Below are 26,044 nucleotides of genomic sequence, written 5' to 3'. Positions count from 1 at the left end.
ACGTCATACCGACGCGATACCGACGTGCGATTTCGCCTGTTTTCCCTGATTAATAACGCCGAATCGACCACCGCGCGCAGAAGCGGCCCCGCAACACATCGAACGTTGCGAAATCCGCGCTTTCCATTCGGCCAAAAGAGGCACAAAACCACTCCATGTCCCTCGCGAACTTCCTCCGCGAAAACCGCGCCCAATTGTCCGCCGGAGTCCTTCTGACGTTCTCGTCTTCCTACGGCCAAACCTATTTCATCGCCCTGTTCGCCGCTCAGATCATGGCCGCCTACAACCTCACCGACGGACAATGGGGAGGTATCTACACGCTGTCCACCACGGCCTCTGCCATCGTCATGTTCTGGGCTGGCGCACTCACCGACAACTATCGCGTCCGAACCCTCGCATGGGGCGTTATCCCCGGTTTGGCCCTTGTTTGTCTGGCGATGGCAGCCAACACGACGATCATCGGCCTGATACTCATCATCTTTCTGCTGCGCTTCCTCGGGCAGGGAATGATGAGCCAGTTCGCCACCGTCTCAATGGCGCGCTGGTTCACAGGACGCCGCGGTCTCGCCCTGTCGATTTCGGCAATGGGCTTTGCACTAGGACAAGCCTTCGTTCCCGTCATCGTCGCCGCACTCTTTTCGGTTCTGGAGTGGCGCTGGATATGGATCATCTCGGCTGTCGTTATGCTGGCGACGTTCCCGGTCATCCTGCGCCTTCTCGCCGCCGAGCGCACACCGCAATCGCTTGCCGAGCAATCCACATCAACCGGCATGAACGGCCGCCACTGGACCCGCCCGGACGTTCTAAGGTCGCCCATATTCTGGCTTATGGTACCAATGCTTCTCGGCCCGCCGTCATGGGGCACAGCATTGTTTTTCCAACAAGTTCACATAGCAGACGTCAAAGGCTGGGCGCTTCTTGACTACCTTTCGCTTATCCCGCTGCTGACAGTTGTGGGCATTGCGGTCACGCTGACATCCGGGCAACTCATTGACAAGGTCGGGTCGGGTAGGATCATCCGGTTCTATATGGTTCCTTGGATGATCGGCTTCGTCTTGCTGGCTGCTGCAGACACCCTGTTCGCCGCTGCGATTTCGTTCCTTTTCTTCGGTGTTGGAACGGGGCTTCAAGCCACGGTTATCACGACGTTCTGGGCCGAGTTCTTTGGCACGAAACACATCGGAGCCATCAAGGCCGTGTCCACCAGCGTCATGGTCTTCGGCTCGGCGATCGGCCCCGGCATAACCGGCGCTCTCATAGACTTTGGCTACACATTTCCAGAGCAAATGCTTGGCATCGCAGTCTACTTCTTTGGGGCAGGCCTGCTGGTCTGGATCGCCCTGACGCGCGCAACGAGGGCACTAGGTTCGGCGTAAATAGACGTAATAAGCACCGCCACCGCCATGCCTCTGGTGTGCCTGACTGACCTGCAAAACCAAGGCACTCAAGGGCGGGCGAGTCAGCCAATCAGGCACTTGATGCCGCAACAATCCTGCACGAACTGGGATCGGCCCATGATCGCTTGAGATCCGCCCTTTCCCGGTAATCACCAGCACCAAACGGCGACCGCGCGCATGGGACGCATGAATAAAAGCATTCAGCGCGCCATGCGCCTCATCCAGCCGCATCCCGTGCAAGTCAATCCGGCCTTCAGGCTTGAGCTTCCCGCGCTTCATTCGCCCGAACGCCTTTTGATCCATCCGCAAAGGTGCCGCGCCAACAGCCGCGCGCACGGACGGAGCCAGACTATGTCCCGGCACCGTCACGCCAGCGCCTGAACCAATCTCAAAGGGCGCAATCGCTTTTGTTTCCGCAGGTTTCTGGGTTGGCTTCTTCTGCTTGGGCGGAACAAAAGCAGGCCTGATGTCCCGGCCGTCAAGCGGACTCGTCGTCTTGGCCACGCGTTCCCAAAGGTCTTTCTCGTCCGGATTCAGCCCACGAGGCGACCGCCGCTTCATTGCTCAGTTCTCCGACAGCGCGCGGGCACGCTTCTTCGGGAGCAATACGATCATGCGCCCCGAGTCCCGCACCTGACCCGCGATCTCGCCGGCCTCATCCCCGGACCCATAGAAAATATCCGCCCGCTGCGCTCCCTTTATCGCGGATCCGGTATCCTGCGCGATCATAAGCCGCCGAAGCGGCATCGCGCCGTCTTTCTCAAGCCAGACCGGGGCGCCCATCGGCACGTATTCGGGATCAACCGCAACCGACCGGCCAGCGGTGATCGGCCGACTCATGGCGCCAATCGGACCTTTATCTTCCGCCAACCCGTCAATTTCACGAAAGAAAATGTACGACGCGTTGTGCCAGAGCATCTTCAGGCCGCTGCCTGGATTCTCGCGAACCCACCCCTTTATTCTCTGAGCGGATGCCTCGTGTTCCTGGAAGATCCCAAGCCGGATCATCTCACGCCCAACGGATCGATAGGGATGGCCGTTCCGACCCCCAAACCCGACCCGAACCATCTTCCCATCATCAAGCCGAATACGGCCAGATCCCTGAATTTGAAGAAAGAACTTCTCGACAGGGTCGGATAGCCAAGCGATCTCAAGATCGCGCCCCGCCAAAACGCCGGATCTCTCGATCTCCTCCCGCGACAACCACATCTCGCCCCGCGGGATATCGTCAGGCTTGCGATGAATTGGATACTGAAATTCCCCGCGCTGGCGGCGCGATCCCCGCAACTCGGGCTCATAGTAGCCCGTAAACAGCGGCTCGGTCTCTCCGCCGATCAGAACCGGCTGAAACGCGTTTTCGAAGAATTGCCTTGCGGGCCCTTTTGCACGGGCTTGCTCACACACAGCACTCCACTCGGCTCCGATATCGCCACAGGTCTCCAGAAACACCGAGCGCGCGAGATCATGATCATCACGCGCCCACCCATCCAGATCGGACCAGTCCAGAACAGTTGCGCCCGCCTTCGCTGCACTTGCCGACAAAACCAACGCCAGCGCTGCGCCAAGCGCCCGCATCACTCGCCAGTCGCGACCAGATACCAGTTCGGATCAGACGCGCCCATTTTCCGCGAGAAAGTCCAGACATCGCGCTGGCGTTTGATCTCATTCGGATTGCCTTCGATGATCTCGCCTTCGCTGTTTTTCACAACAGACGTCAACTCAGCCAGGAACTTGACCGTGACCTCGCCTTCGGACGTGTTTCGATTGAACTCTGCAGATTTCAAAGTGATCTCACGCAGGCCAACAAAGCTCGCATCGATGCTCAAGCCTTCTTCCTTTCGACGATCGATCACGTCCTGAAAGGTCTCGGCAACCTCGTCACCGAGGAAACCGCGCACCTCTGACAAATCCCCGCGCTCAAAGGCCATCAGGATCATTTCATAGGCACCGCGCGCACCTTCAAGGAAGCTGCTGACTCCAAAGCCAGGCTCGGCCATCTTCATTGCCGCCAGCGCTTTTGCGCTGCTGGATCCATCCTCAACATGATCGGTGATGTCGCGATCCGGGCCGCCTTCGATCACATCGAATTCGGGTCGACCCGAGCGTCGCGACGGAGATGGCCCTGCGACGGGAGGCTTCTCAAAGCCCTCGCGTGTGCCAAGCACGCTGCGAAGCCGTAAAATCAGGAATACGGCAATTCCGGCAAGGACGAGTAGTTGGATCAAAGATGAGCTCATTTTCTCTCTCGAAATGCGAAGACTTGGGTTTTAACGCGTCAGGTCACATATGTAGGGTCACAAAGGGGCCGCGTCCACCGGCGGGCCTGCGACGAAGAGGATCAAATGCGCCTGTTTTTGCTATTTTTGCTCGTGCCGCTCATCGAAATCGCTCTGTTTATTCAGATCGGTGGATTTATCGGCCTGCTTCCGACGCTCGCGATTGTGATCATCACAGCCGTTTTGGGTACGATGCTGGTCCGCAGTCAGGGTCTCGCCGTCATGAATCAGGTCCGCGGATCGTTCGAAAACCTCAACGACCCGACCGAACCTCTGGCCCACGGTGCGATGATTCTGTTTTCCGGCGCACTCCTTTTGACACCCGGCTTCTTTACCGATGCCGTCGGCTTCGCGCTTTTGGTCCCCGGCATTCGCGGTAAAGTCTACCGCGCCATTCGCTCACGCATCAATGTGCAAAGCTTCGAATACGGGACTGCACAACGCCCGCCGCAGGATGACAGCATCATTGATGCGGATTATGAAGATCTCGACGCCCCTCGCCCAAAAGGACCTTCAGGCTGGACGCGCCATTGAGGGTCCGCTGACCCTCTGATAGAGGGGGTCCGATTTGAAAAACCGTCAAACGGAGTATTCCATGGCCGAGACCGATAACGGCGCCGCACCAGCAGCCCCGACGCCACCCCAAATGAAAATCCTAGGACAGTTCATCCGCGACCTGTCATTCGAGAACATCCTGTCGCAGAAACCCGTCGAGGGCGAAGTTCAGCCCGACATTCAGGTTCAGGTTTCGCTTGATGCGCGCAAGCGCGGCGAAGGTCAGTACGAAGTTATTTCGAAGTACAACATCACCTCGAAAAACAAGAACGGCGATGAAACCCTGTTCGTGCTCGAAATTGAATATGCAGGCATCTTCAAAATCGACAACATCCCTGACGATCAGCTTCATCCGTTCCTGTTGATCGAATGCCCGCGCATGACGTTCCCATTCGTGCGTCGCATCGTATCTGACATGACGCGTGACGGTGGCTTCCCGCCACTGAATCTCGACAACATCGACTTCATCGCGCTGTATCGCCAGACCATTCTTCAGAAACAAAAAGCGCAGGCTGCGGCCGAAGCCAACGCACCGAAAGTCAGCTAAATCGCGTCCAGACCGCAGTCTCGCCCATGCCGCCAATCAGCGCGTCGTGGGCGGCTTTCTCAGAATCTGTTAATCGTTGGGGCAGGGGTCGTGGCCTCTGCCCAATGCGTTCGGTCTTGACGGAAACCCCTTGATCGACCTGCGCCTCTGCCGCGGACAACCCGAAGTCCGGCTGGCGCCCCCCGATCATCTCCAAATAGACTTCCGCCAGAATTTCGCTGTCCAAAAGCGCGCCGTGCAACGTCCGCGCCGTATTATCGATCCCGTACCGACGGCATAGCGCATCCAGAGACGCCGGCGATCCCGGGAATTTCTTGCGTGCAATTGCAAGCGTATCGATAGCCTGATCCCAGGGAATTGCAGGCAGACCAAGCCACCCCAGTTCAGCATTCAGAAATTTGATATCAAACGCCGCGTTGTGAATGACCAGCTTGGCGTCACCAATGAAATCTAGGAAATCCTGCGCAATCGATTTGAATACCGGCTTATCCCGCAGAAAGTCGTCGCCAAGCCCGTGGACCTGAAACGCGTCATCCGGCATTGATCGCTCGGGATTGATATACTGATGGTAGGTTTTTCCCGTCGGCATATGCCGTATCAGTTCAACCGCTCCAATTTCCACGATGCGATCACCCGTCTGAGGATCGAACCCGGTTGTTTCGGTATCAAGAACGATTTCACGCATGGGCCAGCCTGTCTTTTATCTTAGTAAGAACATCATGGACGCAGGTACGAGCACTCTCAAGCGATGACGTATCGACGACATAATCAGCACGCTCACGTTTTTCCGAATCCGCCATTTGTTTGGACCGGATCAACTCAAACTTCTTTTCGCTCATGCCTTCTCGTTCCAGAACACGCTGTTTCTGAACGTCCTCAGAAACAGATACGACAACCGTCATGTCAACGGACGACTCCAAGCCCGTTTCAAACAAGAGCGGCACATCTAACAAAACGACATCTGCATCCGCCGAATTTAGAAACGCCGCTCGATCTTTGGCGACCAATGGATGAACAACCGCTTCGATCTGCTTCAGGAGCTGCGGCTCTGCAGCGATTTTCTCTGACAATGCGGCACGACTGACTTCGCCTCCCTGCACCGCATCAGGCACAAGGCTCGCGATTTCTTCAACCGCTGCGCCGCCCGCACCATACAATCGATGCACGGCATCATCGGCACTCCAAACCGGGACGCCCGCCTCACGGAACATTTCTGCCGTTGTTGACTTTCCCATCCCGATCGAACCCGTCAGCCCAATTACAAACGGGCGTGTCACGACAACACCGCTTGCCGCGCTGCCTCATCGACTTCAGGTCGAACTCCGAACCACCGTTCGAAGCCCGGCGCGGCTTGGTGAAGCAACATCCCCAGCCCGTCAACGGTTCTGCATCCTAGCCGCTTCGCTTCACTCAAAAGACGCGTTTCAAGGGGCGTGTACACCAAATCGGTCACAACTGCGTCCCGCGACAATCCATCCAGAGGAATACGCATCTCGGGTTTTCCGACCATACCAAGTGAGGACGTGTTCACCACGGTCGCGGCACCTTCCAGCATGTTGCCTGCCTGAACCCAGTCATACACCTCGATCTTGGTCCCGAATTCCTGCCGCAATGCTTCTGCCCGCGTCTTGGTTCGGTTCGCAAGACGCACGGCAGGGACGCCGCTATCAAGCAACGCCGCAATCACGGCCCGTGCTGCTCCACCGGCCCCAATGACCGCTGCGGGTCCGGCCGACGGCTCCCAGCTTTCAGCCCCTTGCTTCAAATTCTCAACAAACCCATAGCCATCGGTATTGTCGGCGTGAATTTTCCCATCCTTGCGAAATATCAAGGTGTTCGCTGCGCCGATCAAAGCCGCTCGGTCAGTCACCAGATCAGCGATCGCCAACACCCGCTCCTTATGCGGAATTGTTACGTTCAAGCCGACGAACCCGGCTTTTGGTAATGCCCGCAGCGTCTCTTCAAGGTCATCCGAGTCAATTTCCATCGGGATGTAATGGCCCCGAATTGCATAACGGTTAAGCCAATAGCCATGCAGCTTCGGCGATTTGGAGTGCGCAATCGGTGACCCGATAACGCCTGCCAGAGGAATCCTTTGATCTGTCATTTTGGCAACGTGCCGCGCAAAGTCAGATAGGACAAGAGCTCAACAAGCGGCAAGCCGAGAACTGTGAAGTAATCCCCGTCAACGCGCGCCATCAGCCGCACGCCTTCCTCCTCAAGTTTGTAACCACCAACTGAATGTCGAATACTCTCCCAATTGCGCGCAATATAGTCTTCCAGATACGCGTCCGAAGCGTCCCTCATCATCAAGCGCGCCACTCCAACGTGTCGCCAGACGGGTTTGTCTCCCTCATAAATCACCGCCGCCGACAAAAGACTGTGTCGCTTGTCGCGCATTTCCCTCAGCAGCTCCAGCGCATCGCCGGAATTCGCGCACTTGGAAATCACCCGACCATCGAATTCAAGAACTTGATCGCAGCCCAGGACCAACCCCGCCGTTCCCTTCATCGCAACCTTGCGGGCTTTCGCCTCGGCCAAGGCATCAGCAATATCCCGCGGCTTCGCGTCTTCAGCAAGCAGGGCGGCTTTTATAGCTTCTTCATCAACCCGAGCCGCCACCGTTTCGATCTCAAGCCCCGCATTGCGCAAAAGCTCCGCGCGAATTTGTGACGTCGAAGCAAGCGTAAGGTGAGTCATATGTGGACAGGCCTGTGCGTAACCCTGTGCGCGAAGCAAAGGAAATAAATGTGAATAGTCACCTTCGTCGCATCCCATCCACCGGCTTGGCAAGTCCCATGGCAGGAAGCTGGATTCCATCCTATGTGTACATCCGGAATCCTATGCCTGTGGGTAAACCGCGTTGAGAATTTTCATCCCTGAGTTATCAACAGGTCTTCGTCGATATCAATGTAGTAAACATATGATTTAAAACGTGAAAATCACCATTCTTATCGGTCAGGGATCGCTCTGAACAACTTATCCAGATCCGGATAATACGGGGGAGAAATAAAGTATCCACGGTATCCACAGGCTCTACAAACCACATCATCCTTTTCTTTCTTTATATTATATTAATTGGAACAAGACCGGTCTAAGAGAAAGCCATGTCTGAGATTTTGCAAAACAGCTACCAATGGCTGAAAGCCTTGCACGTGATTTCTGTCGTTGCTTGGATGGCCGGGTTGTTCTACCTGCCGCGTTTATTCGTTTACCACGCAGAGGCCGTCAGCACGTCCGGAGAAACACATACTCTCTTTCAAACCATGGAGCGTCGTCTTCTCAGGGCCATCATGAACCCGGCGATGATAGCATCCTGGATATTCGGGCTGCTCATGGTCGCCACTCCCGATCGTATCGACTGGTCGCAGGGTTGGCCTTGGGTGAAGCTTGTCGCTGTGCTGGGAATGACATGGTTCCACATGTGGTGCGCAAGAACACGCAAAACTTTCGAAGCGGGCACGAACCAGAAACCGGGACGTTATTTCCGAATAATGAACGAGGTTCCGACACTTTTTCTGATTATCATCGTCGTCATGGTCATCGTCCAACCCATTTAAGGATGGTTGACTCAATCTTCCTGTCTCCCTAAAGCAGAGCGGCGAAGGCCGTCCTGGCCGAATTGTCGCTTTCCATTCTCCGAATTGACGCACGGACGCTTTGTCCGTCCGAAAGGTTTCAATGTCTGACCGTCTAAATCTGGCTGATCTGAAAGCCAAATCCCCGAAAGAACTTCTTTCCATTGCGGAAGATCTTGAGATCGAAAACGCGTCCACGATGCGCAAGGGCGAGATGATGTTCTCAATTCTGAAAGAGCGCGCGGACGAGGAATGGATTATCGGTGGAGACGGCGTTTTGGAGGTTCTCCAAGACGGTTTTGGGTTTCTGCGCTCGCCTGAGGCAAACTATCTGCCCGGCCCAGATGATATCTACGTTTCGCCTGAAATGATCCGCCAGTTTGCGCTGCGGACGGGTGACACCATCGAGGGCATCATCCGTGACCCGAACGACAACGAACGATACTTCGCCCTGACCAAGGTCGAGAAGATCAATTTTGAAGACCCCGAGAAGGCACGTCACAAAGTCAGCTTCGACAACCTCACACCGCTTTATCCCGACGAACGTATGACGATGGAAATCGAGGATCCGACGGTGAAGGATCGGTCGGCGCGCATCATCGATCTGGTTTCGCCAATCGGAAAGGGCCAGCGTTGTCTCATCGTGGCACCGCCTCGTACCGGTAAAACGGTGCTGCTCCAGAATATCGCCCACTCGATCGAAACGAACCATCCTGAGTGCTATTTGATCGTTCTTCTGATTGACGAGCGTCCGGAAGAAGTGACTGACATGCAGCGGTCTGTGAAAGGCGAGGTTGTCTCCTCTACCTTCGACGAACCCGCCACCCGCCACGTCGCCGTTTCGGAAATGGTCATTGAAAAGGCCAAGCGCTTGGTTGAACACAAGCGTGACGTTGTCATTCTACTCGATTCCATCACCCGACTGGGCCGTGCGTTCAACACCGTGGTTCCCTCTTCGGGCAAAGTTCTGACCGGTGGCGTGGACGCCAATGCATTGCAACGCCCCAAGCGGTTCTTCGGCGCCGCGCGGAATATCGAAGAGGGCGGATCGCTGACCATCATCGCAACCGCGCTGATTGATACGGGCAGCCGTATGGACGAAGTCATCTTCGAAGAATTTAAGGGTACGGGCAACTCCGAGATCGTCCTGGATCGCAAAGTTGCGGACAAACGCGTCTACCCGGCGATGGACATTCTCAAGTCCGGTACACGGAAAGAAGAACTCCTCGTCGACAAGGGCGATCTTGCGAAAACCTTCGTTTTGCGCCGAATTCTGAACCCGATGGGTACGACAGATGCGATCGAGTTCTTGATCTCGAAGCTGAAGCAAACGAAATCCAACGCCGAGTTCTTCGATTCTATGAACACATGATTTACTGAATTAAATCAGTAGGTTAGACTAAATGGATACGATTTTTGCCCTTGCGTCCGCGCGTGGGAAATCGGGCGTTGCCGTTGTCCGTATTTCCGGCCCAGATGCGTTTGTCGCCGTTTCTACGCTTGCCACCCTTCCGGACAAGCCGCGGACTGCGGTGCTCCGGACGCTGCGTGCGTACGATCTTGTTCTTGACGAAGCTCTCCTTCTGACGTTCCCCGGACCTCACAGTTTCACTGGCGAGGATGTGGTTGAGTTGCACCTCCATGGCGCCACTGCCACCATCAACGCCGTTCTGCAGACGCTTGCAGGTCTGCCCGGCCTCAGGCAGGCCGAACCAGGGGAATTTACCCGCCGCGCCCTTGAGAACGAGCGTCTGGATTTGGCGCAGGTCGAGGGCCTCTCCGATTTGATCGAGGCTGAGACAGAGGCACAGCGGCGCCAAGCCTTGCGTGTCCTGTCCGGAGCGCTCGGCGATCTCGCCGAGAGTTGGCGCGTGCGACTTATTCGGGCAGCGGCCTTGCTTGAAGCGACCATTGATTTCGCAGACGAAGAAGTGCCGGTCGACGTTTCGCCCGAGGTGTCGGAACTTCTGCTCTCAGTTTCTACAGAACTGGCCGCCGAAATTGCGGGCGTTGAGGTGTCCGAAAGAATTCGTGACGGTTTCGAGGTTGCGATTGTCGGTGCTCCAAATGTCGGGAAGTCGTCTTTGCTCAACGCGCTTGCAGGCCGCGATGCTGCCATTACGTCGGATATTGCTGGTACGACCCGTGATGTGATCGAAATTCATATGGACCTGAAAGGTCTGCCTGTTACGTTCCTTGATACAGCGGGCCTCCGCATTACCGAGGATCACGTTGAAGCTCTCGGCATCGAGCGGGCCAGAACGCGAGCAAAAGCAGCAGATCTCCGCATCATATTGCTATCTTCACGATCCGAAACACTGCCCATTGTTTCGACCAAGGAAGACATAGTCCTTGTCACGAAATCCGATTTGAACCCGGATGGGCATATCTCGGTCACAACGGGGTTCGGCCTCGATGATCTTGTCGCGCGCGTGACCGAAGTTTTTCAAAGACGGGCATCAGAGTCCGGCATTGCTATTCGTGACCGGCATCGGCAATCCATGAAGATCGCGGCCGACGCGCTTGCCCATGCGCAAAACCAACTAACCAGCGCTCCGGAGCTTGCCGAATTTATCGCTGAAGATCTTCGGACTGCTGTACGCGCACTTGACGCCCTTGTCGGACGTGTCGATGTAGAGCATATCCTGGATGAAATCTTTTCGAGCTTTTGTATTGGCAAATAGGGATGTTTCACGTGAAACATTTGGACATAGACGTAATCGTTGTCGGTGGCGGACACGCGGGGGCAGACGCGGCCCACGCCGCTGCCCGGCGTGGGGCGCGGGTTGCGATGGTCACGCTGGCCCGTGACGGCATCGGCGTCATGTCATGCAATCCAGCAATTGGGGGGCTTGGAAAGGGCCACTTGGTACGTGAAATCGATGCCCTTGACGGCGTTATGGGCCGTGTCGCCGACAGGGCGGGTATCCAGTTCCGACTTTTGAACCGTCGCAAAGGCCCGGCAGTACAAGGCCCACGAGCGCAGGCTGATCGAGCGATCTATAAGCGTGAGATGCTTTCAGAGATCACTGCACATCCGCGTATTCAGATCATTGAAGGCGAAGTGACTGACCTCATCGTGCAGGGCTATGCAGTCATTGGCGTTGAGCTTGCGGATGGTTCGAGGATTAACGCCAAATCGACCGTCCTCACGACAGGGACTTTCTTGCGGGGCGTTATCCATATCGGAAACGAAACTCGGCCTGGCGGTCGCATTGGCGACAAGCCCTCAATTCGACTGGCAGAACGCATTGATGGTTTTGGACTGCCCCTTGGTCGCCTAAAGACTGGCACACCTCCACGGCTGAGGTCTTCCAGTATCAAGTGGGATATCCTCGAAGAACAGCCCGGTGATGACGATCCCACGCTGTTTTCGTTCCTTTCGCTTAGACCACTATCCAGACAGGTGTCCTGCGGCATAACCCACACGAACGAGCAAACACACGCAATAATCCGCCATAACCTCAGTAAATCGGCTATGTATGGCGGGCATATCGACGGCGTCGGGCCGCGGTATTGTCCGTCGATCGAAGACAAAGTTGTCCGTTTCGCGGACAAGGCCTCCCATCAAATCTTCCTCGAGCCCGAAAGCCTCACAAGCGACCTGGTCTATCCAAACGGCATTTCGACCTCGCTTCCTGAAAGCGTACAGCACGACTACGTTCACTCGATCAGGGGCCTCGAAGCCGCTGAAATTGTCCAACCCGGCTATGCAATCGAGTATGATTACGTTGATCCCCAGGCCCTCAATCAGAGTCTTCGTCTAAAAGATGTGCCGGGACTTTATCTTGCGGGTCAGATCAACGGTACCACAGGATATGAGGAGGCTGCAGCGCAGGGCGTTGTTGCGGGACTCAACGCCGCGGGTGATGCGCTTGACCTTGAACCTGTCACCTTTGGTCGGGAAACCTCGTATATTGGTGTGATGGTAGACGATCTGATAACGCGCGGCGTGACTGAGCCCTACCGGATGTTTACGTCCCGCGCAGAGTTCCGTCTATCGCTTCGCGCTGACAATGCAGATCAGCGCCTCACGCCCTTGGGGCTTGCCGTCGGATGTGTCGGCGAAGAGAGAGAGTCGGCTTTTTCTCAGAAAATGGAGCGTCTTCACGCCGGGAAAAAGCTCCTTGGCAAAGTTTTCATTACGTCATCGGAGGCATCCAAAGCAGGAATTCGGATCGCGGAAGATGGTTCTCGCCGTTCCGGCCTCGACTTATTGTCGTTTTCCGATGTGAGCTTCCACGATGTAGCGTGTCTGCGGCCAGAAATCGCAAGCATTGACGTCGAAATCCAGGAGCAAATCAAGCGTGACGCCCTGTATGCAAACTATATCGAACGGCAAAAACGTGAAGTAGAGGCGCTGCAGAAAGACGAGGGACACAAAATTCCCGCCGACTTCGACTATGAAACCCTCGCTGGCCTCTCGAACGAGCTGCGCCAAAAGCTGATTTCAGTCCGACCCGGTACGTTGGGGCAGGCGGGACGCGTGGAGGGGGTCACACCGGCCGCATTAACGCTCATACTTGCTAAACTCCGGCAAATTCAAAGACGAAGCGCATGAATGGTGCGAAGGACGAGTTTGCAGACAGGTTCGATGCTTCACGTGAAACAATCGAAAAACTTGAAACCTATGCGAATCTCGTCAGGAAATGGACAAAACGCATTAATCTCGTTGCGCCCGGAACGATTGAAGCGCTTTGGGAGAGGCATTTTACAGATTCTGCGCAGCTGCTCACAATCGCGCCTGTGTCCGCTAAGACATGGGTTGATCTTGGGAGCGGCGGGGGTTTTCCCGGGGCCGTTATCGCCCTGATGGCGTCAACAACAAGACCAGACCTCGCGATGACCCTCATCGAATCCGATCAACGTAAAGCAGCGTTTCTGCGGACCGTCGGGCGAGAAACTGACACAAGGCTCACTGTCTTGGCCGAGCGCGCCGAAGCCGCCGAGCCATCTGCTGCCGATGTCGTCACCGCGCGGGCCCTTGCACCGCTTGAGCTACTTCTCAGCTACGTTTCGCGCCATATTGGCAAAAACGGTATTGCCTTGCTTCCAAAAGGCGCAAGCGCGTCATCCGAGGTTGAATTGGCCCTCAAAACATGGTCCTTCACCTGTGAAAGCATCTCAAGCATGACGGATAATCAGGCCGCCATTCTTAAAATCGGAGATATCAAGCGTGTCTGACCCAACACGACCCGTCGGCCCTCGTATTATCTCCATCGTGAACCAAAAAGGCGGAGTCGGTAAGACAACCACAGCAATAAATCTAGGCGCAGCCCTCGCGGACGAGGGGTTCAACGTGCTGCTGGTCGATCTTGATCCTCAAGGTAACGCATCAACCGGCCTCGGAATTGATCCCTCGGAGCGCGCAGTTACGACCTACGACCTGCTCTTGGAAGACGCTGACCTTAAGGACGTTATTCGCCCGACGAACGTTGAAGGCCTGGTAATCGCGCCCGCCACAACCGATCTAAGCTCAGCCGATATAGAAATGATGTCGGTCGAAAAGCGGAGTTTTCTTCTCCACGATGCCCTGAGACAGCCCGAGATCGATGCCTTTGCTCTGGATTTCGTTCTAATCGACTGCCCGCCGTCGCTGAGCTTGCTTACTGTCAACGCTATGGTTGCTTCACATTCGGTGCTTGTCCCGCTTCAAAGCGAGTTCTTTGCGCTTGAGGGGCTTTCACAGCTCATGCTGACCGTTCGCGAGGTTCGCCAAACTGCGAACCCGAACTTACGGATCGAAGGCGTGGTCCTGACGATGTACGATCGCCGCAACAACCTAAGCCAGCAAGTCGAAGCTGACGCGCGCGAGGCTCTGGGTGAACTTGTCTTTAAGACTGTCGTGCCAAGAAACGTCCGGGTTTCCGAGGCACCGTCTTTTGCGATGCCCGTTATTTCTTATGATCCGGCGTCAAAAGGCAGCCAAGCCTATCGCGCTTTGGCACAAGAAATGGTAGAGAAACTAGAACAAACCACACCATAGGGTATCAACATGGCACACGCGAAGCAGGAACGCAGAGGATTAGGTCGCGGACTTTCCGCATTGATGGCAGATGTCGATACCACAACTCCGCAGCCAGCCACCGGCGCTGCACGGAAGGCGGAAACATTTATCGCCGTTGATCGCATCAGCCCCAACCCCAATCAGCCGCGGCGGACATTTACCGAAGCTGCTCTGGCAGAATTGACCTCTTCGCTTCGCGAGAAAGGCGTCATTCAGCCACTTATCTTGCGGCGCGACCCGTCGGATTCGGAGCGCTTTCAGATTGTCGCCGGCGAGCGTCGTTGGCGCGCTGCACAACGTGCGCAATTGCACGAAGTGCCTGCCATCGTTCGAGATCTGAACGATTCAGAGGTTCTTGAACTGGCAATCATCGAGAACATTCAGCGCGCGGACCTCAACGCCATTGAAGAGGCGGCTGGGTATCGGCAGTTGATGGATCGGTTTGGTCACACCCAGGAAAAGTTGGCTGAAGCGCTTGGCAAAAGCCGCAGCCATATCGCCAACTTGTTGCGACTCCTTACGCTGCCTGACTCGGTTATGGAGTTGGTGCGTGCAGGCGATCTCAGCGCCGGCCATGCCAGAGCACTAGTCACGGCTGACGATCCGGTTCGACTGGCTGCGCAGGTCGTAAAGCAAGGTCTCTCGGTTCGCCAGACCGAAGCTTTGGCGAAAAAATCGGGCGCATTGAAGCCGACAAACATCAATGAGTCCCCGATCAAAGACGCCGACACGCGCGCGCTTGAACTCGACCTTGCGGCTGCGCTGGGTATGAAAGTTACCATCGCCCACCCGCCTGGAACAGAAGGTGGTGCGCTGACGATCAGGTATAATAATCTCGATCAGCTAGACGAGCTTTGCCGCAAGCTTTCGGTTACAACCGACGCAGGGAAAGTCTAAGCCAGCAGCTCACGCAAAACCGCATTCAAAAGAGGCCGCCCGGCATCGGTCAACCGAAGACGTCCATTTTCGATTTCCAATAGGCGTGATTCCGATAAGCCATTGATATAATTCACTTTATCAGGCCGTCCATCTAGAGCCTCAACAGCAATCCCACGGCGCAATCTCAGGCCCATCATCACACGTTCTTCCAAGACTTCGAGGTCAGTAAGGCGCGTGCGAACCTCCTGGCCAGCTCCCTCACGCACGGCGTTTAGCCAGGCACCGGGCGCCTTGGGCGCTTCGGTCGCATATCTCACACCATTTACCGACAAACGGCCATGTGCCCCCGGACCAACACCCGCCCAGTCGCCATTCTGCCAGTAAATCAAGTTGTGTCGAGACTCCGCGCCGGGAGCCGCGTGATTCGAGGTTTCATAGCCGATCAACCCCGCAGCTTCAGTCATATCTTGCGTCAAAGCATACATATCCGCCGAAACATCCTCATCCGGCAGCCCACGCAACCCTCCCCGCGCAAATCGCTCTGCAAAAACCGTACCCGGCTCGACTGTCAGTTGATAAAGCGACACGTGGTCCGCTGCCAAAGCCAAAGCCTCGTCCAGCTCAGACCGCCAGGCTTCCATGCTTTGGTTTTGTCTTGCATAGATCAAATCGAAAGAAACGCGCTCAAAGGTATCTCGTGCAACACCAAAGGCGCGGCGGCCTTCCTCGGCCGAATGAAGCCGCCCAAGTGCTTTCAAATCCGGATCGTTCAACGCCTGAAGTCCGACAGAAACCCTGTTGACCCCAGCGTCGCGAAAAGCTCGAAATTTGCCAGCTTCGACTGAAGTCGGATTTGCCTCCAGAGTGATTTCCATCGAATTCGAAGGCCGCCAAACCGACCTTGCTTGGGTCAAAATTGCATCAACAGTCTCAGGCGCCATCAGGCTGGGCGTGCCACCACCAAAGAAAACACTGTCGAGAACGCGCCCTTCGGTTTCTGCTCCAAGCCGACGGATCTCATCAACATAGGCACTAACCCAAGCAGAATGGTCGATTTTTGACGCAACGTGGCTGTTGAAATCGCAATAAGGACACTTCGCCTGGCAAAATGGCCAGTGAACATAAAGACCAAAGCCCGGCCGCTCATCCATTCCGGAATACGGCTTTCAACTTGGCAAACGCGTCCGCGCGGTGACTGATCTTGTTCTTTTCCCACCGATCCATTTCACCGAACGTGGTGTCGTATCCGTCCGGCTGAAAAATCGGATCATACCCATGACCCTGGTCCCCGCGCATTGGCCAAACCACCTGACCCTCCATGGTCCCGGCAAATACCTCATCGTGGCCATCAGGCCACGCCAACACAAAGGTGCAACAGAACCGAGCCGTTCGGGGCAGGGGCGCATTAATCGCCTCAAGCGCTTCATGGCTCCGCGTCATGGCCATGATGAAATCCCGACCATTCGGCGTTTCCGCCCAGTCCGCCGTATAAACACCGGGAGCACCATCCAACGCATCAATCTCGATCCCGGAATCATCCGCCAACGCAGGCAGCCCGGTTGCCTTTGCCGCAGCATGAGCCTTCAAGCGCGCGTTCTCGACAAAGGTTGTCCCGGTCTCTTCTGGTTCCGGCAAGCCCTTTTCTGCGGCGCCGACCACAGATATCCCAAACTCGGAAATCAAATCGGCGATTTCGTCAAGTTTGCCCGAGTTATGGGTCGCTACCAAAAGCGTCTTGCCGTCAAAACTTCGCATCAAGCAGTCACGCTGGTTTGCACAGTCACCAACTGATCCCGTCCAATCTCGGCCAGATCGATCAGCGTTGTCATCTGATCGCGCGAAAACGTCGATCCTTCGGCCGACATCTGAATCTCGATCAATGTCCCGCGTCCAGTCATCACAAAGTTGCCATCGACACCGGCCTCGCTGTCCTCCGGATAATCCAGGTCCAGCACCGGCTGGCCTGCATAGATGCCACAAGACACCGCAGCAACGTGGTCGATAATCGGATCACTCGTCACCATGCCGGCCTTCATCAGCTTGTTAACGGCCAGTCGCAGAGCGACCCAACCACCGGTTATAGAGGCACAACGAGTCCCGCCGTCGGCTTGGATAACATCGCAGTCCACCATGATCTGACGCTCGCCGAGGGCAGGGCGGTCAATGCACGCACGAAGTGAACGCCCTATAAGCCTTTGAATTTCCTGCGTTCTTCCGCTCTGACCTTTCTTGGCCTCACGGTTCATGCGCGAATGCGTTGCGCGCGGCAGCATCCCGTACTCCGCCGTAACCCAGCCAAGCCCGGTGTTCTTCATCCAATGCGGCACACGCTCATCGATGGTTGCGGTGCACAGAACATGAGTATCGCCGCACCGGATCATGCATGATCCTTCGGCGTGTCTGGTCACATCCGTTTCGATAGAAACGGTCCGCATTTCATTGGTAGCTCGACCTGACGGGCGCATGAGAATTCCTTCCTGAGGTTGAGCGAGGTTGATAGTCGCGCTTGCCCATACCATCAAGCCCGATTGACCTTCGCGCCTGCTTGCCTTTAATTGCAGCGCCCCCAAGGAAACGGACAAAATGAATGATTCCGGAAAACTTCTCGAAGGAATGAACGCGCGTTCGCGCGAGGTGTTCCGTCGTGTTGTAGAGGGCTTCCTTGAAACGGGTGGACCTGTCGGGTCACGGACCCTGACACGCGAAATGTCCGAGAAAGTCAGCGCAGCGACGATTCGCAACGTCATGCAAGATCTCGAATACCTCGGCTTGCTGAATTCCCCCCACATCTCAGCAGGCCGAATTCCGACTCAGCAAGGCCTTCGCATGTTCGTGGACGGTCTGCTGGAAGTCGGTGATCTCAGCGCGGAAGACCGCGGCGCCATCGAGGGTTCGTTGGGGAAGAACGACACGGATGTCGCTTCACTTCTCGACCGTGTTGGTTCGGCTCTCTCGGGTGCCACTCACGGCGCTAGCCTTGTTCTTGCGCCCAAACATGAAGCGCCCATCAAACATATTGAATTCGTCAGCCTCGCCCCGGAACGCGCGCTCGTTGTTCTGGTGTTCGGCGATGGTCACGTAGAAAATCGGGTGTTCACACCTCCGGCCGGTCAAACACCAAGCTCTATGCGAGAAGCGGCCAACTTCCTGAATTCTATCGTCGAAGGCCACACCTTAAGCGAGCTTGGGGCCGTGATTTCTCGTGAAATTGCAAAGCACCGCCGAGAACTGGACTCTGCCGCGCGAGAGCTTGTCGAAACCGGGCAGGCCTTTTGGGAGAACGAAGGTCAAACCTACGAACGCCTCATCGTGCGCGGAAGATCGAATCTGATCGAGAGCGCCGGTCAGGAAGAAGAGCTTGAGCGCATCCGAAAGCTGTTTGACGACCTCGAACGCAAGCGCGACATTGCCGAATTCCTTGATCTGACCGAGGGCGGTGCCGGAGTGCGGATTTTTATTGGCTCCGAGAACAAGCTTTTTTCACTTTCGGGTTCATCTTTGGTTGTCTCTCCATATATGAACGCGGACCGAAAGGTGATCGGTGCGGTCGGCGTGATCGGCCCAACGCGGCTGAACTACGGACGCATCGTTCCCATTGTTGACTATACGGCCCAGTTGGTTGGCCGATTGATATCTGATCGAGGGTAAGAATGAACGACGAAGACGCAAAGAAACCGGCGGCGGACGAAGACTTGATCGATATCGACAGCCCCGAAGCGTTGGAAGACCCCGATATCGACGAACGCTTCGCCGAGCTTGAGGCCGAGCGCGACGAATTTAAGGACAAGTTCATGCGCGCGTTGGCGGATGCGGAAAACTCGCGCAAACGTTCCGAGCGTGATCGCCGCGAGGCCGAGCAATACGGCGGATCACGTCTTGCGCGTGATCTGTTGCCCGTGTTCGACAACATGCGGCGTGCCATCGAAGCTATTCCGCAGGAAAGCCGCGAAACGAACAAGGCGGTGATCGAAGGTGTCGAGCTTACCATGCGCGAGTTGATCAGCGTTTTCAAAAAGCACGGAATCGAGCCGATTTCGCCGGAAATAGGCGACCGTTTTGACCCTCAGCACCACGAAGCGATGTTCGAAGCGCCGCTTCCCGGCACAAAGGCCGGCGAAATCATTCAGGTATCCGCAGACGGGTTCATGTTGCACGACCGTCTTTTGCGCCCGGCCAAAGTCGGTGTTAGCTCGACCCCCGGCTAATCGCCTCAGCTTTCAGATCATAAAGCGCCTGAAGGGCTTCCCGAGGGGTCATCTCATCGGGAAGCAGCTCCGCTAATTTCGTCTCTAACAAAGACGATTTGCCCTGTTTCGGAACACTGGCCACAGGCACGGCTGCAAACAACGGCAAGTCATCGATCAACGCCTTCGCACCCGGTCCGCCTTCGCGTTCGCCCTTCTCCAACGCCTCCAGAACAACCCGCGCGCGCTCAACCACGGCCGGCGGAAGCCCCGCCAACTTGGCGACCTGCACACCATAACTGCGATCCGCAGCGCCTCGCCGAACTTCATGCAGGAAGATGACGTCGCCGTCCCACTCCTTCACGGCAACAGTTGCATTTTCCACCCCGTCCAGCTTGTCTGCCAGCTGGGTCATCTCGTGATAATGCGTCGCAAAAAGGGCGCGGCAGGCGTTCACATCGTGTAAGTGCTCAAGCGTCGCCCACGCGATACTCAGGCCGTCATACGTCGCCGTTCCACGCCCGATTTCGTCCAAAATCACCAAGGCGCGCGCATCCGCCTGGTTCAAAATCGCAGCCGTCTCAACCATTTCGACCATGAAAGTCGAACGACCGCGTGCCAGATCGTCAGCCGCCCCCACGCGACTGAACAACTGACTAACCAGACCGACATGCGCCGATTTCGCCGGAACAAAACTCCCCGCCTGTCCCAAAAGCGCAATCAACGCGTTCTGTCGAAGAAACGTTGATTTACCCGCCATATTTGGCCCCGTAAGCAACCAGATCGACCCATTTTCATCGCCAGACAAATCGCAGTCGTTTGCAATGAACGGCGCACCCTCAGTTTTCAAGGCGCGCTCAACAACAGGATGCCGACCCGCAACAACTTCAAATGCCCGGCTCTCATCCATCCTTGGCCTTGCCCAATTTTCCATCTGAGCAAGCGCGGCCCAGGCCGCCGTTACATCCATCTCCGACAAGGCGCGCGCGCAATCGCCAAGCGGCCCGGAAACCGCCAAAACTGCCCGAACAAGCCCTTCGTAGAGCCTTTTTTCAATCTCCAGCGCACGTCCACCAGCATTGAGTATTTTCGTTTCCATCTCCGACAGATCAACTGTCGTAAACCGCACAGCATTGGCCGTCGTCTGGCGGTGGATGAACCTTTCCGACAGAGGCGGCGCCAACATTTTCTCGGCATGGGTTGCGGTGGTTTCGATAAAATACCCCAGCACATTGTTGTGCTTGATCTTCAAAGCCGAAACCCCCGTTTCGATGACGTAATCTGCCTGGTATCCCGCAATCACCCCGCGGCCTTCGTCCCGCAGAGTTCGTGCTTCGTCTAAGTCCGGATCAAAACCGGCAGCAATAAATCCACCATCCCGCGCCAAAAGAGGCGGCTCGGCCACAAGGGCTTCTTCAAGTAGCTCTGAAATCTCCCCGAAACCAACGAGGGACTTGCCCATGGCCGTCAACAAATCAGGTGCATCTTGCGGCAAAGCCGCCGAAATCAGCGCAGCCTGACCGACCGCATTCCGCACGGCCGCCAAGTCCCGCGGTCCGCCGCGATCCAGCGAAAGTCGTGACAGGGCACGATCTACATCGGGACAGCGCCGCAACTTATCACGCAGATCCTCGCGAAACTCCACATTTTCCACGGCATAAGCCACGGCGTCGTGTCGCTGGGAGATGACCTTTAAGTCCTGCGAGGGCGATGAAATCCGCCGCTCCAGCAACCGTCCTCCGCCCGCCGTGACAGTGCGATCAATCGCCGCCAAAAGCGACCCTTCGCGACCGCCCGACAAGGCCTGTGTCAACTCAAGGTTCCGCCGGGTTGCGGCGTCTATCTGCATGGTCCCGCCGCTCAATTCCCGCACGGGCGGGCGCAAAAGTGGCAGCTTTCCCTTTTGTGTCAGGTCCAGATAATCGATGATCGCGCCCATCGCTGCAATCTCTGCCCGCCCGAAGGCCCCGAAAGCATGCAGGCTTTCGACCTCATAGAATTCCGTAAGGCGCCTCACGGCAGATTGACTGTCAAAACTCCCGCCCGACAGCGGTGTCAGAGAGGCCCCTATTTCAGTCACTAAACCGGCGAAATCTGCCTCACGACTGTCCGAAACCAATACTTCGCGGGGCAGCAATCGCGCAAGCTCGGGTCCGAACTGTTCAACCGTTGTCGCCAGCACACGCAACTCCCCGGTCGAGATATCGACCCATGCGACAGCAGCCTCCCCACGAACGTCACTCAGCGCCGCCAGAAAGTTGTGCCGTCGCGCCTCAAGCAGAGTTTCTTCGGTAAGGGTGCCCGGCGTCACAAGTCGAACAACCCCACGTTTCACGACCGACTTCGACCCACGCTTCTTTGCGTCCGCCGGACTTTCCAACTGCTCGCACACAGCAACGCGAAAACCCTTTCGGATCAGCGTCAACAAATAGCCCTCTGCCGCATGGTATGGCACGCCGCACATTGCGATGTCTTCGCCAAGATGCTTGCCGCGCTTGGTCAGTGTAATATCCAGCGCCTCTGCCGCCGCAACCGCGTCGTCAAAAAACAGTTCGTAAAAATCTCCCATCCGATAGAACAGCAAAGCGCCCGGATGGTCGGTCTTTATCTCAAGATATTGCGCCATCATCGGAGTGACGGCGGCGTTAGCGACGGTCAAAGTGTCACTCCCCCCAGAGAGTTTTAAAGGAATCTAAACGCCCCGACGTCCGGGCGAAAGCCGAAATCAAGCGGCTTGCCCCCGCCGTAGCAAACCGTAAGGTGGCATGCTCAGGGGAGGACGACGAATGCCACGACAAAGGTTCACACGCGAAGACGCGCTGCATTTCCACATGCACCCAAGCCCGGGCAAATTCGAGGTCCAGGCCACGGTTCCCATGACGACGCAGCGGGATCTGTCCCTGGCCTACTCTCCCGGTGTCGCCGTGCCGTGCGAAGATATCGCGGCCAACCCCGAACTTGCGTATGACTATACAAACAAGGGCAATCTCGTCGCCGTCATCTCAAACGGAACAGCTGTCTTGGGTCTTGGCAATCTTGGCGCTCTTGGCTCCAAGCCAGTGATGGAAGGCAAGGCCGTTCTATTCAAACGCTTCGCTGACGTGAACTCGGTCGACATCGAACTCGACACGGAAGACGTGGACGCCTTCTGCAATGCTGTCCGCATCATGGGTCCGACGTTCGGGGGCATTAATCTTGAAGACATCAAGGCGCCCGAATGCTTCATCATCGAACAGCGTCTAAAAGAAGAGATGGATATTCCTGTCTTTCATGACGACCAACACGGGACGGCAGTGATCTGTGCTGCGGGCCTGATCAACGCACTCCACATTTCCGACAAGAAGATCGAAGACGTCAAAATCGTCCTGAACGGCGCGGGTGCCGCCGGAATTGCTTGTATCGAGCTCCTGAAACGCATGGGTGCGCGCCACGAGAATTGCATCGTCTGCGACACCAAGGGCGTGATTTATCAGGGCCGGACCGATGGCATGAACCAATGGAAATCCGCGCACGCAGTGGCCACCGACCTTCGGAGTCTGGAAGACGCCATGGCCGGCGCAGATGTCTTTCTCGGCGTCAGCGCAAAAGGGGCCGTCACGCCAAAGATGGTTGAAAGTATGGCGCCAAACCCAGTCATCTTCGCCATGGCCAACCCGGATCCGGAAATAACGCCCGAAGAAGCGCACGCAGTCCGCGAGGATGCCATCGTTGCCACCGGTCGCTCCGATTACCCGAACCAGGTGAACAACGTCCTCGGTTTCCCCTACCTGTTTCGCGGCGCTCTGGATATCCACGCCCGTGCGATCAACGACGAGATGAAGATCGCCTGCGCCGAAGCCCTTGCCGCACTTGCCCGCGAAGACGTGCCGGACGAAGTCGCCATGGCCTACGGCCTCAAACTGACTTTCGGCCGCGACTACATCATCCCGACCCCCTTTGACCCGCGCCTCATCCACCGCGTTCCTCCGGCTGTCGCCCGTGCGGGCATGGACACCGGTGTCGCCCGCCGTCCGATCGTCGACATGGATGCCTACGAGTTGCAGCTCAAATCCCGGATGGACCCCACCGCGTCGATCCTGCGCTCGATCAACGCCCGCGCCCGAGCCGCCCAATCACGCATGATTTTCGCCGAAGGCGATGATCCGCGTGTCCTGCGCGCAGCCGTCGCATACCAGCGCAACGGCTTTGGCGAGGCGCTTGTCGTCGGTCGTGAAGCGGACGTTGCAGCTCAACTCAAGACCGAGGGGCTGGCTGACGCCATTTCCGAGATCACGGTCGTGAATGCAGCGAACACTGAACACCTCGATACCTATAAATCGTTCCTTTACAACAGGCTGCAACGGTCTGGCTTCGACTCAACCGATATCCACCGCCTCGCCGCGCGCGACCGCCACGTCTTCGCGGCACTCATGTTGGCCCATGACCACGGCGACGCCCTGGTGACAGGCGCCACCAGAAAATCCGCGCATGTTCTCGACCTGATCAACCACGTTTTTGATGCCCGCGCCGAAGACGGCGCTGTCGGCGTCACGGCCCTTCTTCACAAAGGTCGGATCGTCCTGATCGCAGATACGCTCGTGCATGAATGGCCCTCGGATCAGGACCTCGCCCAAATCGCCATTCAGGCCGCCAAGGTTGCACGGGGCCTCGGTCTTGAGCCACGCGTTGCCTTCGTCAGCTTCTCGACCTTCGGCTACCCGATCAGCGAACGCGCCACTAAAATGCATCAGGCGCCCAAGGTCCTCGACAGAATGAACGTCGATTTCGAATACGAAGGTGAAATGACAGTGGACGTGGCGCTAAACGCCAAGGCTCAGGAAAACTACCCGTTCTCGCGCCTGACAGGCCCGGCAAACATCCTTGTCGTGCCAGCACGCCATTCGGCTTCGATCTCGGTAAAGCTGATGCAGGAAATGGCCGGAGCAACTGTGATCGGCCCGATTCTCACCGGGGTCGACAAGCCGATCCAAATCTTGCCAACCGTCTCAAGCGTCAATGATATCATGAACATGGCGGTGCTTGCCGCGTCCAAGGTGGGCTGATGAAAACCGTTTGGTGCCTCGGCTCGATCAATATCGACCTGTTTTATGATGTGCCGCACATCCCCGCACCCGGCGAAACACTTGCGGCCACCGGGTATCGCGAAGGCCTTGGCGGAAAAGGTGCAAACCAATCCGTCGCTGCCGCAAAGGCTGGCGCGCCCGTTTGCCACTTCGGCGCGATAGGCGCGAATTCCGAATGGGTAATTGAACGCCTCGAAAGCTATGGCGTCGACACCATGCACATCGCCCTCTCGAACGAACCGACGGGACACGCGATCATCAATGTCGCATCCGATGGGGAAAACGCGATTGTCATTCTTCCCGGCGCAAACCGGACACTGGATGAAAAGGGGCTTAAGGCGGCGCTTTCGACCGCTCAATCCGGCGATCTGCTACTTCTGCAAAACGAAACGAACCTCCAACCAGAAGCCGCCCGAATAGCTTCCGAAATCGGTATGCGCGTTCTTTACTCAGCCGCACCCTTCGACGCCGAAGCAATTCGAGCCGTTCTTCCCTATATTGATGTGCTTTTGTTGAATCAGGTTGAAGCCGAACAACTCCAAGAATCCCTTGAACAGTCCCTTTTTGAGCTTTCCGTGAGCCATATTGTCGTCACGCTTGGGGCCGATGGTGCCCGCTGGATTTCAACTCAATCCGGCGACAGCACCGAGACGCCCGGGATCAAGGTCGAAGCGGTCGATACGACCGGTGCTGGCGATACTTTTGCCGGGTATCTCGCAGCGGGTTTGGCACGAGATTTCAGGCCAGCCGAGGCGATGGCCTTCGCTGGTCGCGCAGCGGCCTTGAAGGTCACAAAAAGGGGGACCGCCGACGCGATCCCCACTTTGTCTGAGGTCGAGGCCTTTAAACCCTAGCTGCTTGGCGTCGCGAAAACCGCGTCATCACCCCAAAGCTGCAATACTTTCTGATCCCGACGGCATCCGTTGCGATAGAACTTATAGGCGCTCGCCTTTGTTTTCGGACCGCGCCTTGTCAATACGACCTCGGTTCGCTTGTAGTAATCCTGATGAAAGTCATCAGCAGGGAAAAACTTCGAGGCTTCCAGAATCGGCGTCACGATGGTGCGCCCCAGATCGCGCTGGGCGCGCGCTTTTGCGGCCTCTGCAGCGGCCTTTTCCTCAGCATTAGAGACAAATATCGCTGTTCTGTAGCTGTCGCCCCGATCGCAGAATTGACCTCCCGCATCGGTGGGATCAACCGAACGAAAGAACGCATAAAGCAGTTGATCGTAGCTGACCGTTTCCGGGTCATAAGGAATTTCGACCGCTTCATAGTGGCCGGTGTTTCCTCCGGTGACCTGCTTGTAGGTCGGGTTGTCCGTTTTTCCGCCGGTAAAGCCGGAAATAACGTCACCCACGCCGGGCAACCGCTCAAAGTCGGCCTCGACGCACCAGAAACAACCGCCGGCGAAATAAGCCTTCCCGGTTCCGGCGGCTTTCGCGCTTCCGCATTCAATGGCGATGCCCATCATGATCAAAACGGCCAAGATCGGAGCCTTCAATGATTGGATTGCGAATGGCATTGCGTGATCTCCCTAAAACTCGACTCACCTTGTCGC

The 26,044-nt window shown here is 56.5% G+C and carries 26 protein-coding genes; 14 read left to right on the top strand and 12 right to left on the bottom strand.

Going from position 1 to position 26,044, the window contains the following annotated elements; translation table 11 throughout:
• Positions 1 to 155 precede the first annotated feature (155 nt).
• Positions 156 to 1,376 (top strand): MFS transporter, encoded by a 1,221-nt coding sequence (locus tag BOA8489_RS15400; protein ID WP_093975194.1) that lies wholly within the window; start codon positions 156 to 158, stop codon positions 1,374 to 1,376.
• Here BOA8489_RS15400 and BOA8489_RS15395 read toward each other — a convergent pair.
• From BOA8489_RS15395 to BOA8489_RS15385, 3 genes are read right to left on the bottom strand one after another with little or no spacing between them, the layout of a single operon-like run.
• Positions 1,362 to 1,958 carry a Smr/MutS family protein gene (locus BOA8489_RS15395; protein WP_093975193.1) on the bottom strand — a complete coding sequence of 199 codons (597 nt, stop codon included), beginning with the start codon at positions 1,956 to 1,958 and terminating at the stop codon, positions 1,362 to 1,364. The two genes, BOA8489_RS15400 and BOA8489_RS15395, sit on opposite strands and share 15 nt — an antisense overlap.
• 3 nt (positions 1,959 to 1,961) lie before the next feature.
• Positions 1,962 to 2,972, bottom strand: coding sequence for a murein transglycosylase A (mltA, locus tag BOA8489_RS15390; protein WP_093975192.1), 1,011 nt, complete (start codon positions 2,970 to 2,972; stop codon positions 1,962 to 1,964).
• Positions 2,972 to 3,634 (bottom strand): Tim44/TimA family putative adaptor protein, encoded by a 663-nt coding sequence (locus BOA8489_RS15385; protein WP_093975191.1) that lies wholly within the window; start codon positions 3,632 to 3,634, stop codon positions 2,972 to 2,974. The genes mltA and BOA8489_RS15385 overlap by 1 nt, the downstream gene beginning before the upstream one ends.
• A gap of 105 nt (positions 3,635 to 3,739) precedes the next feature.
• Between BOA8489_RS15385 and BOA8489_RS15380 the strand changes: the two genes are divergently transcribed.
• Both BOA8489_RS15380 and secB read left to right on the top strand, forming a co-directional pair.
• Positions 3,740 to 4,207: an FxsA family protein gene (locus BOA8489_RS15380; RefSeq protein ID WP_093975190.1), complete on the top strand. Its 468-nt coding sequence runs from the start codon at positions 3,740 to 3,742 to the stop codon at positions 4,205 to 4,207.
• Between the two features lie 61 nt (positions 4,208 to 4,268).
• A complete protein-coding gene (gene secB, locus BOA8489_RS15375) occupies positions 4,269 to 4,775 on the top strand; it encodes a protein-export chaperone SecB (RefSeq protein WP_093975189.1) in 507 nt (168 codons plus the stop codon).
• Here secB and dnaQ read toward each other — a convergent pair.
• From dnaQ to BOA8489_RS15355, 4 genes are read right to left on the bottom strand one after another with little or no spacing between them, the layout of a single operon-like run.
• A complete protein-coding gene (gene dnaQ / locus BOA8489_RS15370) occupies positions 4,768 to 5,460 on the bottom strand; it encodes a DNA polymerase III subunit epsilon (RefSeq protein ID WP_093975188.1) in 693 nt (230 codons plus the stop codon). The two genes, secB and dnaQ, sit on opposite strands and share 8 nt — an antisense overlap.
• Positions 5,453 to 6,052, bottom strand: a complete 600-nt coding sequence (coaE, locus tag BOA8489_RS15365; RefSeq protein ID WP_093975187.1) for a dephospho-CoA kinase — start codon at positions 6,050 to 6,052, stop codon at positions 5,453 to 5,455. The genes dnaQ and coaE overlap by 8 nt, the downstream gene beginning before the upstream one ends.
• A complete protein-coding gene (locus BOA8489_RS15360; protein ID WP_093975186.1) occupies positions 6,049 to 6,882 on the bottom strand; it encodes a shikimate dehydrogenase in 834 nt (277 codons plus the stop codon). Before BOA8489_RS15360 ends, coaE begins: the two co-directional genes overlap by 4 nt.
• On the bottom strand, positions 6,879 to 7,475 hold the full coding sequence (locus BOA8489_RS15355) for a Maf family protein (RefSeq protein ID WP_093975185.1): 597 nt from the start codon (positions 7,473 to 7,475) through the stop codon (positions 6,879 to 6,881). The genes BOA8489_RS15360 and BOA8489_RS15355 overlap by 4 nt, the downstream gene beginning before the upstream one ends.
• A gap of 407 nt (positions 7,476 to 7,882) precedes the next feature.
• On the opposite strand from BOA8489_RS15355, the gene hemJ reads away from it, so the two are divergent.
• From hemJ to BOA8489_RS15320, 7 genes are all read left to right on the top strand, one after another.
• A complete protein-coding gene (hemJ, locus tag BOA8489_RS15350; protein ID WP_093975184.1) occupies positions 7,883 to 8,335 on the top strand; it encodes a protoporphyrinogen oxidase HemJ in 453 nt (150 codons plus the stop codon).
• Between the two features lie 121 nt (positions 8,336 to 8,456).
• A complete protein-coding gene (gene rho / locus BOA8489_RS15345) occupies positions 8,457 to 9,725 on the top strand; it encodes a transcription termination factor Rho (RefSeq protein ID WP_093975183.1) in 1,269 nt (422 codons plus the stop codon).
• Between the two features lie 31 nt (positions 9,726 to 9,756).
• Positions 9,757 to 11,037, top strand: a complete 1,281-nt coding sequence (gene mnmE / locus BOA8489_RS15340; protein WP_093975182.1) for a tRNA uridine-5-carboxymethylaminomethyl(34) synthesis GTPase MnmE — start codon at positions 9,757 to 9,759, stop codon at positions 11,035 to 11,037.
• 2 nt (positions 11,038 to 11,039) lie between these two features.
• The gene (gene mnmG / locus BOA8489_RS15335; RefSeq protein WP_093975181.1) at positions 11,040 to 12,914 is read left to right on the top strand and encodes a tRNA uridine-5-carboxymethylaminomethyl(34) synthesis enzyme MnmG; all 1,875 of its coding nucleotides are present in this window, start codon (positions 11,040 to 11,042) and stop codon (positions 12,912 to 12,914) included.
• On the top strand, positions 12,911 to 13,537 hold the full coding sequence (gene rsmG / locus BOA8489_RS15330) for a 16S rRNA (guanine(527)-N(7))-methyltransferase RsmG (protein WP_093975180.1): 627 nt from the start codon (positions 12,911 to 12,913) through the stop codon (positions 13,535 to 13,537). Before mnmG ends, rsmG begins: the two co-directional genes overlap by 4 nt.
• On the top strand, positions 13,530 to 14,339 hold the full coding sequence (locus BOA8489_RS15325) for a ParA family protein (RefSeq protein ID WP_093975179.1): 810 nt from the start codon (positions 13,530 to 13,532) through the stop codon (positions 14,337 to 14,339). Before rsmG ends, BOA8489_RS15325 begins: the two co-directional genes overlap by 8 nt.
• Before the next feature lie 9 nt (positions 14,340 to 14,348).
• The gene (locus BOA8489_RS15320; RefSeq protein WP_093975178.1) at positions 14,349 to 15,257 is read left to right on the top strand and encodes a ParB/RepB/Spo0J family partition protein; all 909 of its coding nucleotides are present in this window, start codon (positions 14,349 to 14,351) and stop codon (positions 15,255 to 15,257) included.
• On the opposite strand, the gene hemW is transcribed toward BOA8489_RS15320, so the two are convergent.
• Genes hemW through rph form a run of 3 tightly spaced genes read right to left on the bottom strand, consistent with a single transcriptional unit; the run spans position 15,254 to position 17,704 of the window.
• Positions 15,254 to 16,390, bottom strand: a complete 1,137-nt coding sequence (hemW, locus tag BOA8489_RS15315; protein ID WP_093975177.1) for a radical SAM family heme chaperone HemW — start codon at positions 16,388 to 16,390, stop codon at positions 15,254 to 15,256. The genes BOA8489_RS15320 and hemW overlap by 4 nt on opposite strands.
• Positions 16,383 to 16,994: an RdgB/HAM1 family non-canonical purine NTP pyrophosphatase gene (gene rdgB / locus BOA8489_RS15310; RefSeq protein WP_093975176.1), complete on the bottom strand. Its 612-nt coding sequence runs from the start codon at positions 16,992 to 16,994 to the stop codon at positions 16,383 to 16,385. The genes hemW and rdgB overlap by 8 nt, the downstream gene beginning before the upstream one ends.
• Complete coding sequence (rph, locus tag BOA8489_RS15305; RefSeq protein WP_093975254.1) at positions 16,994 to 17,704, bottom strand: ribonuclease PH; 711 nt, start codon at positions 17,702 to 17,704, stop codon at positions 16,994 to 16,996. Before rph ends, rdgB begins: the two co-directional genes overlap by 1 nt.
• A gap of 118 nt (positions 17,705 to 17,822) precedes the next feature.
• On the opposite strand from rph, the gene hrcA reads away from it, so the two are divergent.
• Both hrcA and BOA8489_RS15295 read left to right on the top strand, forming a co-directional pair.
• Positions 17,823 to 18,887, top strand: a complete 1,065-nt coding sequence (gene hrcA / locus BOA8489_RS15300) for a heat-inducible transcriptional repressor HrcA (protein WP_093975175.1) — start codon at positions 17,823 to 17,825, stop codon at positions 18,885 to 18,887.
• Positions 18,888 to 18,889: 2 nt separating this feature from the next.
• The gene (locus tag BOA8489_RS15295) at positions 18,890 to 19,444 is read left to right on the top strand and encodes a nucleotide exchange factor GrpE (RefSeq protein WP_093975174.1); all 555 of its coding nucleotides are present in this window, start codon (positions 18,890 to 18,892) and stop codon (positions 19,442 to 19,444) included.
• Here the strand turns inward: BOA8489_RS15295 and mutS are convergent.
• Positions 19,425 to 22,052 carry a DNA mismatch repair protein MutS gene (mutS, locus tag BOA8489_RS15290; RefSeq protein WP_093975173.1) on the bottom strand — a complete coding sequence of 876 codons (2,628 nt, stop codon included), beginning with the start codon at positions 22,050 to 22,052 and terminating at the stop codon, positions 19,425 to 19,427. The two genes, BOA8489_RS15295 and mutS, sit on opposite strands and share 20 nt — an antisense overlap.
• A 157-nt stretch (positions 22,053 to 22,209) precedes the next feature.
• On the opposite strand from mutS, the gene BOA8489_RS15285 reads away from it, so the two are divergent.
• Together BOA8489_RS15285 and BOA8489_RS15280 are read left to right on the top strand one after the other, a co-directional pair.
• The gene (locus BOA8489_RS15285) at positions 22,210 to 24,465 is read left to right on the top strand and encodes an NADP-dependent malic enzyme (protein WP_093975172.1); all 2,256 of its coding nucleotides are present in this window, start codon (positions 22,210 to 22,212) and stop codon (positions 24,463 to 24,465) included.
• Positions 24,465 to 25,340 (top strand): ribokinase, encoded by an 876-nt coding sequence (locus BOA8489_RS15280; RefSeq protein ID WP_093975171.1) that lies wholly within the window; start codon positions 24,465 to 24,467, stop codon positions 25,338 to 25,340. The genes BOA8489_RS15285 and BOA8489_RS15280 overlap by 1 nt, the downstream gene beginning before the upstream one ends.
• Here the strand turns inward: BOA8489_RS15280 and msrA are convergent.
• Complete coding sequence (msrA, locus tag BOA8489_RS15275) at positions 25,337 to 26,008, bottom strand: peptide-methionine (S)-S-oxide reductase MsrA (RefSeq protein ID WP_093975170.1); 672 nt, start codon at positions 26,006 to 26,008, stop codon at positions 25,337 to 25,339. The two genes, BOA8489_RS15280 and msrA, sit on opposite strands and share 4 nt — an antisense overlap.
• Between the last annotated feature and the right edge of the window lie 36 nt (positions 26,009 to 26,044).

Source organism: Boseongicola aestuarii, assembly GCF_900184815.1.
Lineage (GTDB): Bacteria > Pseudomonadota > Alphaproteobacteria > Rhodobacterales > Rhodobacteraceae > Boseongicola > Boseongicola aestuarii.
The sequence above is the reverse complement of the archived record's forward strand: the minus strand, read 5'-3'. Positions and strand labels throughout refer to the sequence as shown.